A 13,358-nucleotide genomic window follows, 5' to 3' on the forward strand; every position below is an offset into this window, starting at 1 on the left:
GTGCTGCTGGGCAGGCCACCGCCACCACCGAAGCCGGTGCTGGGCAGGGTGCCGGTGCCGCCGGCGCCGGCCAGGCCGCTGCCGTACTCGTCACCGAGGCTGCCGCCGCCGGGGGTGCCGATACCGGGGGTGGAGCCACCGCCGCCGTGACCGCCGGTACCGGTGGAGAGGTCCGGGTGGGCACCGGACCCGACGCCCGGGCCGCCGGAACCGATGCCGGGAGCCGGGCCGACCCCGCCCATACCCGGGCTGCCGCCCAGCCCGCCGGCGGAGGGCCCGCCACCGAGGCCGGGGACGCTCCCTGCTCCACCGCCGCCCCCGCCGGTGTCCAGATCGGGTGTCGTCATACTAGGGGTCATCCCCTTGTCGGACTGCACCGCACCGGGCGTGCGCTCCTCAATGGCCAGGTAGTCGCCGCTGACCTTCTGATAGACCTGCTGGGCCTCGTCGGTCTTGTCGTTGAACCAGTCGGCCATGGCGCTGATCGGGTCGGCCCAGCCCAGGAAGTCGGGCTTCACCTTCATCTCGAAGAAGCCGACGCCGATGGTCAGCTTCGCGTTACGCGCCTCCAGGACGTCGTTCACACAGCTCGCGGGAATCGGGAAGGTGCTCTGGGCGGCGGTGAGGTCATTGGCCGCCTGCTTCAGCGACTGGACGATGCCGTCGTGCTTCTCGGCGTCCTCGACCACCGTGCCGGTCCGCTTGGCGATGCCCTCGACGTGCGTCTTGAAGGACTCGTAGGCCGGCCCCTTCCAGGCCGCGCCGAGGTCCTTGACGTTCTTCTCCAGGTTCTCCTGCACCGTGCGCAGATTCTTCAGCAACTGCTCCCAGCCGAGAGCGGCGCTGGTGATGTCGCCGGGCCTGCCGTCGACGACGATTTGCTGACACATCTCTTCCCAGCTCGGCATCGCTCATCTCCCCGGTTCAGCCGGCCGTGCCGTTGCCCAGGGCCTGCGCCATCTGGTCGGCGGTCATCTTGTTGGCGCCCTCGGCGGTCTCGTAGTCGTCCTTGACCTTCTGGAGCGCCTTCGCGGCGTTCCAGAGATTCTCGGCGAGCCCGCGGAGCGCGGTCTGGGTGCTGTCGTAGAGGCCGGCGTGCCGCTGCGCCAGCGCGTTGGCCCGCTCGAACGAGCCAAGCGGGCTCTTGCCGTCCGCAGCGCCGATGCCGCCCGCGCCGGACGGGTTGCGCATCCACTGCCGGATGTCCTCCTCCATCCGGTACGACTGGCTGTTGAGGAACTCGGCGTGCTCGTTGAGCCAGCGGATGGCGTCCTCGAGGCTGGCGGCATCCCACTCGGTGGTGGCTCCGGCGCCGCCCGGCGCCGGGGTGAGGTGCGTCGGCTTGTGCGCCTTGTTGACGTTGTCGATCTCGAAGCCGTCCAGGTAGACGAAGGGCGTGATCGTCGGCGCGATCGGCACGTTCGGCGTGTCGATCTGGTGCTGGTCCGGCTGGCTGGTCCTGTCGTCCGTCATCGCTTCCTCCCCGTCCCCGACAGACTCTTCCGCTTACTGGTGGTAGCCGCGTTGGCCCGGCGGCGGTGGTGGCATCGCGCCCGGCGGCGGCATCGCCCCGGACGGCGGCGGTGCCGGATGCGGCGGCATCCCGCCGGGCGGCGGCCAGGCGACCCCGGGCGGCACCGTGCCGGGCGGCGTCCCCGGGACCATGGCCGGCGGCGGGCCGGGTGGGGTGGCCGCCGGAGTGGTCCGGCGGCGGCGGGAGCGGACCACCAGCACGATCACCAGGATGGCCACCGCGATCGGAACCAGCAGGCAGAGCGCCGCCTGGATCAGCGCGCCGGTGGTGTTCTTCACCCCGAACGAGACGGCCGGACCGTCGTCCTGCTCCGCCGACCCGGCGGGTGGCGACCCGGCGGGCGGCGCGGCGCTGCCACCGGGGGCCCCGGCGAGCAGCGGGTGGGCCGTCACGGCCGGCACCGAGCGGGTCAGCGCCGCCAGCGGGTCGACCGCGCCGAAGCCGAAGTTGGCGTCGCGGCCCGCCGGACCCCGGTCCAGCGCGGTGCGGATCAGCCGGTTCACCACGTTGGCGGCGTCCAGGTCGGGATACTTCGCGCGGACCAGCGCCACCACGCCGGAGGTGATGGCCGTCGCGTCGCTGGTGCCGTTGCCCACGCCGAACCCGTTGGCGGAGACCGATGCCGGCCGCGGCGAGATGATGTCCTCCATCGGCGCGGCGAGCACCGCCTCGCGGCCGCTGGTGCTGCCGGAGAACCGCGCGCCGTTCCTGCCGAGCCCGGTCACGGCGATGACGCCAGGGATGTTCGCCGGCCGGGCGATGCCCTGGTGCCCCTGCTCGGTGTTGCCGGCCGCGGCGACCAGGACGACGTTCTTCTCCAAGGCGTAGCGGACCGCGGCGACCTCCTCCGGTGTCCCCGGTCCGTTGCCGCCCAGCGAGATGTTGATGACGTCCGCGCCGTGGTCCACCGCCCAGCGGATGCCCTCGGGAACCTCGTCGGGGTACTTGTCCCGCCCGAGCGAGACCGGCAGGATCTTGGCCTCCGGGGCGATGCCGAGCTGACGCATCGGCCCGCCACCCCTGCCGGCGATGATCCCGGCCATGCTGGTGCCGTGCCCAAGCTTGTCGTCGTCGACCCGCCCGTCGGCGGCCGCGTCCGCGCCGATGCCGTGACCGGGCAGCACCTGGCCACGCAGGTCGGGGACGTTCGGGTCGACACCACTGTCGATCACGGCGACGGTGACCCCACGCCCCTTGGTGATCTTGTGCGCTGCGGGGATCTTCAGGGTGTCCAGATACCACTGCAAACCTCGGACCGTGTCTGCCCGCGCGGGCGTCGGCGCCGGCAGCGGAGCCGTGCCGGCCGCCACCGCAACGGCCATCGCAGCCACGGCGTACCTGAGAACCTTGCCCCTACGCATGAGACTCCCCCGACCTCGACGGCCCGCCAAACAGTGCGGCTCCGGCCCGGTCGAGCCGGACCGGAGCCGCGACGGCCGAATTATCTCAGCCCCAGACCGCTGCGTTGCTCATCTCGGTGGAGACGTAGTTCTCGCGCGCAATACCGACCGCGCCACCGATCTCGTTGAGGATGCGGTTGATGTCGCGCACCGCCGCGTCCCACTGTGCCTGGTGCTGCTCGTAGGCGGCCCGGTCCTGGCCGTCCCACTGGAGCTTGGACAGCATCGACCGCAGCGTGTCCAGCTTCTCGTCGATGGTCTTCGAGATGGTGGTCATCTGCTGGTTGGCGCTCTCGAGAGCCGCGTAGTCAACCTTGATGCTCATGAGTTCTCCTCCTGCTCGTCTCGGCCGGTCACGGGTTGAGAGCGGCGTGGAACTTGTCCAGCATCGCCTGCTGCTCTTCGTCGTTGACCTGGTGCGTCGTACCGGACTTGTCGAGCAGGTCGGCGATGTTGTCCATCGCCGTCAGCAGCTTGGCCGTGTCCTCGTTCCAGCGCTGCATGAGCGACTGGAAGCCCGTGGACGCCTGCCCCTTCCAGGCGATTGCCAGGTCGTCGACCACGTTCCACAGCTTCTTCAGCTCGCCGTCGACCTCGCCGCGCGTGGACCGCACGTCACTCGCGGCGGTATGCAGAGTCGCTGCTTCGACCTCGAACGCCATGCTTCACACCCTTCCGTCATCGTTGTGGCGGCTGAACTGCCGCGCCCTCCCCCGCGGCAAGGCCAACACCCCACCGACGGACACTCGTAGGAGACGGTAGCCCACCCCGACGACAGCTCGCTGCCCTGCCCTGGTGGTGGATGTCGCCCCTCGGCTCATTGTGGACGGAACGAATTCGGTACGTCGATCGGCTTCCCGTCAATCGACAAACTTCCCGTTCCGACCGATCGCACCCTGCCGGATCCGGACAGGCGCGCCCGACGCCGACCACAGTGGGGTCACGCCGGCTCGACCCAGGCGGTCTGCACGAGCTGCTGCCCGTCCCGCCGCCGCACCAATGTGCCCCGGCCGGGCGGCTGCGGGCTGGGTCGCAGCGTACCGAAGACGGCGCCCTCCTCCCGGTTGCCCGACATCAGCAGACCCGGCGAGTCCAGCTCGCGCAGCCGTTGCAGCACCGGCTCGTACAGCGCCCGGGCGATACCACCGACCCGCCGGGTGACGATCAGGTGCAGCCCGATGTCGCGGGCCTGCGGCAGCAGCTCGTGCAGGGCGCTGAGCGGGTTGCTGCCGCCGGACGCGACCAGGTCGTAGTCGTCCACCAGGATGTAGAGGTCCGGCCCCTTCCACCAACTCCGGTCCCGCAACTGCGCGGTGGTCACGTCCGGCCCGGGCAGGCGGTTCTGCAGCGCGCTGCGGATCGAGCCCAGCCCCTGGCTGAAGACCTGGTTGGACGGTGCGTAGTCGAGCAGGTGATCGCCCTCGACCGCGCCGAGCAGACCACGCCGGTAGTCGGCGATGACGATCCGCGCCTGGGCCGGGGTGTACCGCTCGACGATGCCCCGGGCGATCAGCCGCAGCACGTTGGTCTTGCCGCACTCGGCGTCCCCGAAGACCGTCAGGTGCGGCTCGTTCGCCAGGTCCAGATACACCGGGGCGAGCGCGGACTCGTTCACCCCGATCGGCAGGCCGGGCACCGAGCGGTCGGTGACGCTCACCAGCTCGGCGAAGGGCAGCCGGCGCGGCAGCAGGCGTACCTTCGGCGCCGGCTGCCCGGGCCAGGCCCGGGCGACGTGCTCGGCCAGCTTGACCGACGCCTCGGACAGGTCGTCGATGTCCCGACGGTTGTCGATCCGGGACACCGCCGCGAGGAAGTGCAGCTTGTCCCGGGTGAGGCCACGACCGGGCGCGCCGGTCGGCACGTTCGCGGCGGCCCGCCGGTCGATCTCGGACTCGTTCGGGTCGCCCAGCCGCAGCTCCAGCTTGGTGCCGAGCAGGTCCCGCATGTTGATCCGGACCTCCGCCCAGCGCACCGCGGTCAGCACCACGTGCACCCCGAAACCCAGACCGCGGTTGGCCAGGTTGGTGATGGTCTGCTCCAGCTCCTCGTACTCCTGGCGCAGCGTGTTCCAGCCGTCCACGACGAGGAAGACGTCACCGAACGGGTCGTCGGCGAACTCGCCGGCCGCGCGCCGCCGCCGGTAGCTGGCCACCGAGTCGATACCGTGCTGGGCGAACCGGGTCTCCCGGTCGTCCAGCACCGCCATCACCTCGGCGACCGTACGGCGTACCGCCTCGGTGTCCCGCCGGCCGGCCACCCCCGCGACGTGCGGCAGACCCTCCAGGCTGCGCAGCGCGCCGCCACCGAAGTCGAGGCAGAAGAACTGCGCCTCGCGGGGGGTGTGGGTGAGCGCCAGCGAGGCGATCATCGAACGGAGCAGGGTGCTCTTGCCGCTGAGCGAGGCGCCGACGATGACCACGTTGCCGCCCGCGCCGGCCAGCTCGACCAGCATCGGGTCGCGCCGCTGCTCGTACGGCCGGTCGACCACACCGACCGGAACGGTGAGCTGCCCCCGCCCCGGCCAGGTCGCGGTGCACAGCCCGAAGGTGGAGTGCACCGCCAGCGGCGGAAGCACGTCGATGAGGCTCGGCGGCTCACCCAACGGCGGCAGCCAGACCTGGTGCGCCGGGGCGCCCTGCCCCCTGAGCCGGTCGATCAACACGTCCAGCATCGCCACGGCCTTGCCGTCGGCCGGCTTCTCGTCCACCGGCGTCACCTCGACCGGCGTCTGCGGCACCTGCACCGGCACGAAGTTCACCCCGTACGGCACGATCCGCCGCTGCACCATGGCCCGGGACGACTGGGCGATCTGCCCCGGGGGTCGGTACGGCCCGGAGACGTAGGCCGCCCGGAACCGCAGCATGGTGCTGGTGTCGGTCTTCAGGTAGCCGTGGCCGGGGGCGTTCGGCAGCTCGTACGCGTCCGGCACGCCGAGCACGATACGGCTCTCCACCGCGGAGAAGGTCCGCAGGCCGATCCGGTACGACAGGTGGGTGTCCAGCCCGCGCAGCTTGCCCTCCTCCAGCCGCTGCGAGGCCAGCAGGAGGTGCACCCCGAGCGACCGACCCAACCGGCCGATCATCACGAAGAGATCGATGAAGTCCGGCTTGGCGGCGAGCAGCTCGCTGAACTCGTCGCAGATGATCAGCAGGCTGGGCATCGGGTCGAGCGGCTCACCGGCGGCCCGGGCCTTCTCGTAGTCGAACCGGGACACGTAGTTGCCGGCCGCCCGCAGCACCTCCTGCCGGCGGGTCATCTCCCCGGCGAGCGCGTCCTTCATCCGGTCGACCAGGGGCAGCTCGTCAGCCAGGTTGGTGATCACCGCGCTGGTGTGCGGCAGTGCGTCCAACGAGGCAAAGGTGGCGCCACCCTTGAAGTCGACCAGGACGAAGTTGAGCTCCTCGGAGGAGTGCGTGACGGCGAGCGCACCGACGATCGTCCGCAGCAGCTCGCTCTTGCCGGAGCCGGTCGCGCCGATGATCAGGCCGTGCGGGCCCATGCCCTCGTGCGCGGACTCCTTGAAGTCCAGTTCCACCACGTTGCCGTCCGGGCCGACGCCGAGCGGGATGCGCAGTCGGTCCCGGTGGCTGCGGGGCCGCCAGGTCTGCCGTACGTCGACGGCGGCGGCGTCGCCGACGCCGAGCAGGTCGGGCAGCTCCATGCTGCGGGCCAGCGGCTCCTCCGAGGTGGTCTGCTGCTGGGAGAGCCGGTAGGGGGCGATCTGCCGGGCCAGGCCCTCGGCCGCCTCGGCGCTGAGCCGGTCGGGGGTGCCCAGGCGCGAGCTGGAGGCGCCCCGGACCAGCTCCAGGGAACCGCCGTCGCCGGCGTCGAGGCAGAGCAGCCACCGCCCGGCGTCACGTGGGACGGTGCCGGACAGGTCGATCGTGGTGGCGCCGAGCAGGCCCGGCCCCATCAGCTGGCAGGTCGCCGAGACCTCCCCGCCGTCGATCACCACCACCAGGTGTGGCGCGGTGGTCAGCGGCTTGGCCTCCGGGGCGAACCGGGGCCGTCCGGCCAGCTCGGCGGAGAGCGACTCCTCGGCCTCGGCGAGGCTGGCGAAGACCAGCCGTCGGGCGCCCGCCGCGTCGGTGCGCGCGCCGTGGTGGGCGTGCGGCAGCCACTTGACCCAGTTCCAGGCCGACTGCCGGTCCGGGGCCGCCACCACCGCGAGGATCAGGTCGTCCGGGGCGTGGAAGGTGACCAGCTGGGCCAGGGCGGCCCGGGTCAGGTCGAGCACCGGTGCCCGGTCGCCGCGCAGCACGATCCGGCTGAACGCCCGCAGCGACAGTGCGGTGGGCAGCTCGGGCACGCTGGAGTGGGCCCGGACGAACCGGCGCAGCGCGATGGCGCTCATCGGTTCCAGGTCCTCCACCGGCTTGGTCTCCGGCGGAACGATCTCCACGGCGAGCCGTTGCGGCCCGGTGGCGATGCGAACCTCACCGAAGTCGTCCTCGGTGATCCGCCGCTCCCACATCCGCCGGGAGGCCGCGATCGACCACAGCGCGTCCGGTTCGGGGTGCCGCCAGGTCATCGCGGCCCGCTGCTGCTCGGCGGCGCGGCGGGTGCGCTTGCGCATCTGCGCCAGGTAGCGCATGTAGTCGCGCCGTTCGGCGTTCAGCTCGGCCTTGTCGTTGTTGCCGTTGCCGAGGGTGCCGAGCGCCATGCCCAGCATGGACACGCCGAACAGGCCACCGGCGACGTACGTCATGGTGCTGCCGCCCCGGCCGGCGTAGAGGAACGCCATCGCGCCGACGCCACAGAGCATCGGCAGGATCATCAGCAGCTGGCCCAGGCTGCGGGGCGTCTGTTCGGGCAGCTCCGGAGGGGACTCCAGGAGCACCTCGCCACGGGGCAGTGCCGGCCCCGGTTGACGCGGAAGCCGGCGGAACACGACCGTGCTCACGGCTGTCTCCTCCCCAAGAGCGGCCCTGACGCGGTGGGCGACCGACCGGAGACGTCGGGTGGGCATCGTACGCGCCCGTCATCGTAGGTAATCTCCCGTGGGCGTCGTGGACCCGCGGGGGCGAGGCCGCCGGGGCGAGGTGGATCTGACCGAGCACGAGGAGGCCACAGTGGCGACGAAGTCGGCGACCGGAGGACTGAGCCGGGTCACCATCGTGGCCCCACGGACCAGGATGGATCTGGCACTGCCGTCGGACGTCCCGTTGGCCGACCTGCTGCCGACCCTGCTCAGGTACGCCGGCGAGGACCTGGCCGACGAGGGCGTACGGCACGGGGGTTGGGCGTTGTCCCGGCTCGGCGGCCCGCCGCTCGACGGTGGCCGCACCGCCACCCAGCTCGGGGTCCGCGACGGCGAGGTGCTCTACTTCAACCCTCGTGCCGCCGCCGCACCGGAAATCGTCTTCGACGACGTGGTGGACGCGGTGGCGACCGCCACCAACCAGCGTCCCGGCGCCTGGCAGGTCGCCACCACCCGGTCGTTCTCGGTGCTGTTGGCGGCGGTGACGCTCGGCCTCGGTGCGGTGGTGACGGTGCTGGCCGGGCCGCCGCAGCTGCCCGGCGCGCTGACCGCCCTGCTGGTGGCGGTGCTGCTGATGGTGGCCGCGGCGGTGCTGTCCCGGGCCCTCGGCGACAGCCGCACCGGCGCGGTGCTGGCCGTGATCGGCGTCGGGTACGCCGCGGTCGGGGGGCTCCTGGTGCTGGCCGGGGACCGGCGGCTCACCGAGCTGGCCGGGCCGCACGTGCTGCTCGCCGGTGCCGCCGTGGTGCTCTTCGGGGCGGTCGCCGGACTGGCCGTCGGCGACCGGATGCCGCTCTTCCTCGGCGCGGTGGCGGTCGGTGCCGCGACCGCCGGCGGTGCGCTGTTCGCGTCGCTGTTCGGCGTCGGTGCGGCGGCGGCCGCCGCGATCGTCGCCACGGTGGCCTTCGCCACCCTGCCGATGCTGCCGATGACCGCCTACCGGCTGGCCCGGCTCCCGGTGCCCTCCATCCCCACCGGCCCGGACGACCTGAAGACCGACACCGAGTCCGTCGACGGCCGGCGGGTGCTGCGACAGAGCGAGCGGGCCGACCAGTTCCTCACCGGCCTGTTGTGGACGGTCTCCCTGCTCGTGCTGGGCTGCCAGGTGGTGCTCGCCGTCGACGGCGGGCTGCCCGCGGTGCTGCTCTGCCTGGTGCTGGCGCTGCTGTCGCTGCTGCGTGCCCGGCCGTTCATCGGGCGGGCCCAGCGCACCCCGGTGCTCGTCGCCGGTACCGTCGGGCTGGCGCTGACCGCCGGGGCCGTGTTCGCCGGCGGCGGGCTGCCGGCCCGGCTGGGGCTGGCGGTCGGCGGCCTGGCGCTGACCGCGGTGATCAGCCTGATCTACGGGCTGAGCGTGGCGGGCAAGCGGATCTCGCCGGTCTGGGGGCGGGTCCTGGACATCGTCGAGATCCTGCTGATCATCGCGCTGGTGCCGCTGGCGTTCTGGGTGTGCGGCCTGTACGGGTGGATCCTCAATCTCCGACCCTGATCGTCCCGGCCGCCGTGGCGACCGGCGTGGTGGCGTAGACGCCCGGCCCGTGCTGCCCGTCCAGCGGCCGGACGGGGACGCCGCACCGCTGGGCCACCTCGCGTACCACCTTGACCAGGGCCTCGACGTGGCCGTCGGGGGCGGCGACCCGCAGCAGTGGCGGCACCGGCCGGCTGCCCGGGAGCACCACCGCGGCGACCGTGTGCGACGGTGCCGAGGTGGCGGTCACCGCGTCCACCAGTGCGCCGAGCGGCGTCTCCGGCCGCCGCCGCAGGGTGAGGCAACGCTGGGTCCAGCCGCCGCCGCGCAGCCCGCTCCAGGTCTCCGCCGGGGCGGCCGGTGCCAGGTCGAGTCCGGCGGCGGAGACCACCGCGGCGCGCAGTTCGTCGCGGCCGAGCACCCGGTGACCGAGGCCGGCCGCGGTCAGGGCCTTGCCGAGCCGGCCGACGGCGGCGGCGATCGTCCGGTGCACCCCCGGCATGCCGCCGCCACGGGCCACCGCCTCGATGCGGGCGTCCGGCACGGACAACCGGACCGCCACCCAGACCGTACGGTGGGCCGCCGCCGGCGCTCCGGGTGCCGGGTACCAGACCAGGGTGTGCGAGACCACCTGGGCGAGGGTGACCGGACCGGAGAAGTCCGCCAGCACCCGTAGCGCCCGATCCATGGTGGACGACTCCACCGAGCCCGCCGGCGCCCCGGGCCGACCGGTCAGCACCACGGCGGCGAACCAGCCCCGCCCGTCCTGGCCGATGCCCAGCCGGGTGCCCCGTTCGGTCAGTTCGATCAGGCCGAGTTCCGGGGTGAGCGCGGCCAGCCGCGGGTCGACGACCCGCCCCTCGGCGACCGCCGTGCGCGCCTGGTCGCGGCGGTGTCCGAGCCGGCGGCGCAGCAGCAGGTCCTCGTACCACCAACGGCCGTCGCGACGGAGGAACGTCGCGGCCAGCACCAGCGCGGCGAGGCCGCCGACGACCCCGACCAGCCAGCCCGGGCCGGCCAGAGCCGCCCAGACGGCGACCGCGCAGAGCTCCACCAGGACGAGCTGGCCGACCGCCACCGGGCCGACCCGCCCACGTCCACGCCGGTCGGCGGGGACCACCGGACGGTCGTCTGGGCCGGCGGGGTTGGTGGGCGTACGACCGGGTGGCGCGACGAGCGTCGTCATCGGTGGGCGTCCCTTCTGGACATCGCGGGCTTCCCGCCGGCGGCGGGCAGGGCGCGGGTCGGGCGACCCGCCGACGGCCCCTTATCGTAGGGAAGCCCGCGACGGAGTACGGACCTGATCGTCGCGCGGACCCGTCGCTGCCGGAGGTCAACCATGCGGACCCGCCGCGATCAGGTGCAGGCGTACCGCTTCGTCACCCGCCGCATCGTCTCGGGGATGCTCTCCGGCGACCCGGAGACCACGAACCTGCCGATGCGGCGGCTCGGCGTGGCCGTCTTCGGCAGCGTGCTCGCCGCCGCCGTCGTGCTCGGCGGCGTCGGGGCGTACGGCCTGTTCACCGGCAACGCCGCCCCGCTGGAGCCGAAAACGCTGGTGATCGAGCGGGAGACCGGGGCCACGTACGTCTTCGACGAGGGGGTGCTGCACCCGACCGTGAACTACACCTCGGCGCGGCTCATCCTCAACGAGGCCGACCCGCCGGTGCGGACGATGTCCCGGGCGTCGATCGAGGACCGGCCCCGCGGTCGTGTCGTCGGCATCCTCGGTGCCCCGGACGCGTTGCCGGACCGCACGTCGCTGGTCGGCCTGCCCTGGTCGGTCTGTGACGTGCCGGCCCCGGGTGACACCCGCCGGTCGACCACCCGACTGGTCATCGACCGGCCACTCACCGGCGGGACGCCGCTGGCCGACCAGGCGGTCCTGGTTCGCGGCGGCGGCCAGCGGTTCCTGCTCACCGCCGGGGCGCGGCTGCAGATCGCCGGCGCGGAGCCGGCGCTCGCCGCGCTCAAGATGGCCAACGCGACCACCCTCGATGTGGGTGCGCCCCTGCTCAACGCGGTGCCGGCGGGCCCGACGCTGCGGCAGCTGGCGATCGACGGCGACGGCACGCCGAGCGGGCGGACGGTCGGTGGACGGGCCGCCCGGATCGGCGACGTGTTCCGGGCCGCCGGCACGCACTACGTGCTGACCCGTACCGGTCTGGTGTCGATCGGTGAGGTGAGCGCGCTGCTGCTGCAGAGCGACGGTGGCCAGGTCACCGACATCACCCCGGACGAGGCCGGCCGGCTGCTGACCGACCGGCGGCTGGAGGCCGAGGGGATGCCGCAGACCCTGCCCAGGCTGCGCTCGGCGCGCCCCGGCCAGACGGTGCTCTGCGCGACCTACCGGCCGGGACCGTCCGGTGGCGCGCCGACCACCACGCTGGAGGTGTTCGACCGGGCGCCGGCCGAGCTCGCCGGGAACGACGGCACGACGGCGGTGCGGCAGGGCCCGCGGGACGCGGTGGAGACCGCCGGCCAGGTGCTGCTGCCGGGTGGCAAGGGCGTGCTGGTGCAGGCCGCTCCGGGTGCTGGCGAGGGTGCGGAGCCGGCGGCCGGCGCGACGGTCTACCTGATCACTGCACAGGGGATGCGGTACCCGCTGGGCCGCAGTTCCGGAGACGCGGTCGCCGCCCTCGGGTACGGCGGGGTGAAGCCATTGGTGGTACCGGCCGCGCTGCTCTCCCTCGTACCCACCGGGCCGACCCTGGAACGGCGGGACGCGCTGAGGTATTTCGCCCCGGACGCTCCCGCGGGCCCGACGCCGTCGGCGCGCGAGGAGGCGCCGGAGTCGCCGGCGCCGGGTGGCTGAGCGGACCGACGCCGAACGGCTGAGCGCACCGGCGGGCCGTTGCCGGGTCGCCCGGAATGGTAGCGGTCGACTAGCCTGGAAGTGGCCGACGGTATCGACTGCCGGCGGTTCCAACTGCCGACGGTATGCACTATGGACAACGGGGATGCTGCCATGACCGGGCGCACGACAGTCGACGTACTGTCCTTGGAAGATTTCCATCAGCGGTTGGCGGATCGGCTCACCCAGGCCGAGGCGGCCGTGCGGAAGCTGAACACCGAGTTGCAGTGCCGTACGCCCGCCCTCGGCTCGTTCGCCGACGCCACCGGCAACGCCCGCCGCTACACCGAGATCCAGGCCAGCTACGCCGAGCGGGTGGCCCGGCTGCGCCGCGCGGTGGAGGCCGCCCGCGCCGCGACCCACACGGTGATGACCAACTACCGCACCACCGAGGCGCGTAACGCGGCGAACGCCGCCGACATCGCCGCCGCCCTGAACGGGGTGGACGAGGCGCTCACCGCTCGGGAGGGCCGCAGTGTCTGACTACACGCAGCGCTACCAGCACGTCAGCCACCGTGAGCTGTACGACGGCGTGCACGCCGGTGACCCGCAGCAGGTGGAGGGTCTGGCGAGCCAGTGGAGTGCGCTCCGGGACACCCTCGCCGGCCTGGCCCAGGATCTCGAACGCGACCTGGACAGGCTGGCCCCGGCCTGGACGGGCGAGGCGGCCCGCGAGTTCCACGACCGGCTGTCGCTGGTGGTGGGCTACTCCACGGAGCTCGCCGAGGGCACGGCCGAGGTCCGGGACGCGCTCAACCTGATGGCCGGTCAGTTGCGTACCGCGCAGCAGAAGGCGGAGAGCCCCGAGGAGACCGACGACCACGACAAGGCCATCGAGGGCGCGACCAAGGGGCTGGTCGCCGGGGTGCCCGGCATGATCATCGGTGGTTTCCTGGGCCACCAACAGGACAAGGCCGAGCAGGAGAAGGCTCACCAGCGGATGGTGCAGGTCGTCGCCGACCTGGCGGCGGGTTACGAGGTCGCCTCCTACGGCCGGGTCGTCGACCCGCCGGCACCGCCGCCGCGACTGCCCGGCGACGTCGACCGGTCCGGTGCCTCGGTGCAGGGGGGTCCGTCGGTGGGTGCCCCGGCGGCCGGTCCGGGCACGGGCGGGCCTGGTG

Annotated in this window: 10 protein-coding genes and 1 pseudogene; 4 read left to right on the top strand and 7 right to left on the bottom strand. The window is 73.1% G+C overall.

What is annotated here, in order from left to right; all coding sequences use genetic code 11:
- The 6 genes and pseudogenes from E1166_RS31175 to eccCa form a co-directional block, all read right to left on the bottom strand.
- A pseudogene (locus tag E1166_RS31175) lies at nt 1–908 on the bottom strand (hypothetical protein); the annotation flags it as partial.
- A gap of 16 nt (nt 909–924) precedes the next feature.
- Entirely contained in the window at nt 925–1,473 is a 549-nt protein-coding gene (locus E1166_RS24660) for a hypothetical protein (protein WP_132342345.1), read from the bottom strand.
- 33 nt (nt 1,474–1,506) lie between these two features.
- Nucleotides 1,507–2,895, bottom strand: coding sequence for a S8 family serine peptidase (locus E1166_RS32570; RefSeq protein ID WP_132342346.1), 1,389 nt, complete (start codon nt 2,893–2,895; stop codon nt 1,507–1,509).
- 85 nt (nt 2,896–2,980) lie between these two features.
- Nucleotides 2,981–3,259: a WXG100 family type VII secretion target gene (locus E1166_RS24670; protein WP_132269137.1), complete on the bottom strand. Its 279-nt coding sequence runs from the start codon at nt 3,257–3,259 to the stop codon at nt 2,981–2,983.
- Nucleotides 3,260–3,287: 28 nt separating this feature from the next.
- Nucleotides 3,288–3,596, bottom strand: a complete 309-nt coding sequence (locus E1166_RS24675; RefSeq protein ID WP_132269139.1) for a WXG100 family type VII secretion target — start codon at nt 3,594–3,596, stop codon at nt 3,288–3,290.
- 278 nt (nt 3,597–3,874) lie between these two features.
- Nucleotides 3,875–7,837, bottom strand: a complete 3,963-nt coding sequence (eccCa, locus tag E1166_RS24680; RefSeq protein ID WP_132342347.1) for a type VII secretion protein EccCa — start codon at nt 7,835–7,837, stop codon at nt 3,875–3,877.
- A 97-nt stretch (nt 7,838–7,934) separates the two neighbouring features.
- On the opposite strand from eccCa, the gene eccD reads away from it, so the two are divergent.
- The gene (eccD, locus tag E1166_RS24685; protein WP_243710497.1) at nt 7,935–9,404 is read left to right on the top strand and encodes a type VII secretion integral membrane protein EccD; all 1,470 of its coding nucleotides are present in this window, start codon (nt 7,935–7,937) and stop codon (nt 9,402–9,404) included.
- On the opposite strand, the gene E1166_RS24690 is transcribed toward eccD, so the two are convergent.
- Nucleotides 9,388–10,569, bottom strand: coding sequence for a type VII secretion protein EccE (locus E1166_RS24690; protein WP_132342348.1), 1,182 nt, complete (start codon nt 10,567–10,569; stop codon nt 9,388–9,390). The genes eccD and E1166_RS24690 overlap by 17 nt on opposite strands.
- Nucleotides 10,570–10,722: 153 nt before the next feature.
- Between E1166_RS24690 and eccB the strand changes: the two genes are divergently transcribed.
- The 3 genes from eccB to E1166_RS24705 form a co-directional block, all read left to right on the top strand.
- The gene (gene eccB, locus E1166_RS24695) at nt 10,723–12,198 is read left to right on the top strand and encodes a type VII secretion protein EccB (RefSeq protein WP_132342349.1); all 1,476 of its coding nucleotides are present in this window, start codon (nt 10,723–10,725) and stop codon (nt 12,196–12,198) included.
- A 153-nt stretch (nt 12,199–12,351) separates the two neighbouring features.
- On the top strand, nt 12,352–12,720 hold the full coding sequence (locus tag E1166_RS24700) for a hypothetical protein (RefSeq protein ID WP_132269147.1): 369 nt from the start codon (nt 12,352–12,354) through the stop codon (nt 12,718–12,720).
- A partial coding sequence (locus E1166_RS24705) for a WXG100 family type VII secretion target (RefSeq protein WP_207914483.1) occupies nt 12,713–13,358 on the top strand: 646 nt, incomplete at its 3' end. The genes E1166_RS24700 and E1166_RS24705, both read left to right, overlap by 8 nt.

Origin of the sequence: Micromonospora sp. KC213 (genome assembly GCF_004348325.1) — a bacterium.
In the GTDB taxonomy this organism is placed as follows: Bacteria; Actinomycetota; Actinomycetes; order Mycobacteriales; family Micromonosporaceae; genus Micromonospora.

Excerpts from the sequence above, each read along its gene's own strand:
- E1166_RS24660 (WP_132342345.1), bottom strand. The coding sequence starts at position 1,473 with ATGACGGACGACAGGACCAGCCAGCCGGACCAGCACCAGATCGACACG.
- E1166_RS32570 (WP_132342346.1), bottom strand. The coding sequence starts at position 2,895 with ATGCGTAGGGGCAAGGTTCTCAGGTACGCCGTGGCTGCGATGGCCGTT.
- E1166_RS24670 (WP_132269137.1), bottom strand. The coding sequence starts at position 3,259 with ATGAGCATCAAGGTTGACTACGCGGCTCTCGAGAGCGCCAACCAGCAG.
- E1166_RS24675 (WP_132269139.1), bottom strand. The coding sequence starts at position 3,596 with ATGGCGTTCGAGGTCGAAGCAGCGACTCTGCATACCGCCGCGAGTGAC.
- E1166_RS24690 (WP_132342348.1), bottom strand. The coding sequence starts at position 10,569 with ATGACGACGCTCGTCGCGCCACCCGGTCGTACGCCCACCAACCCCGCC.
- eccB (WP_132342349.1), top strand. The coding sequence starts at position 10,723 with ATGCGGACCCGCCGCGATCAGGTGCAGGCGTACCGCTTCGTCACCCGC.
- E1166_RS24700 (WP_132269147.1), top strand. The coding sequence starts at position 12,352 with ATGACCGGGCGCACGACAGTCGACGTACTGTCCTTGGAAGATTTCCAT.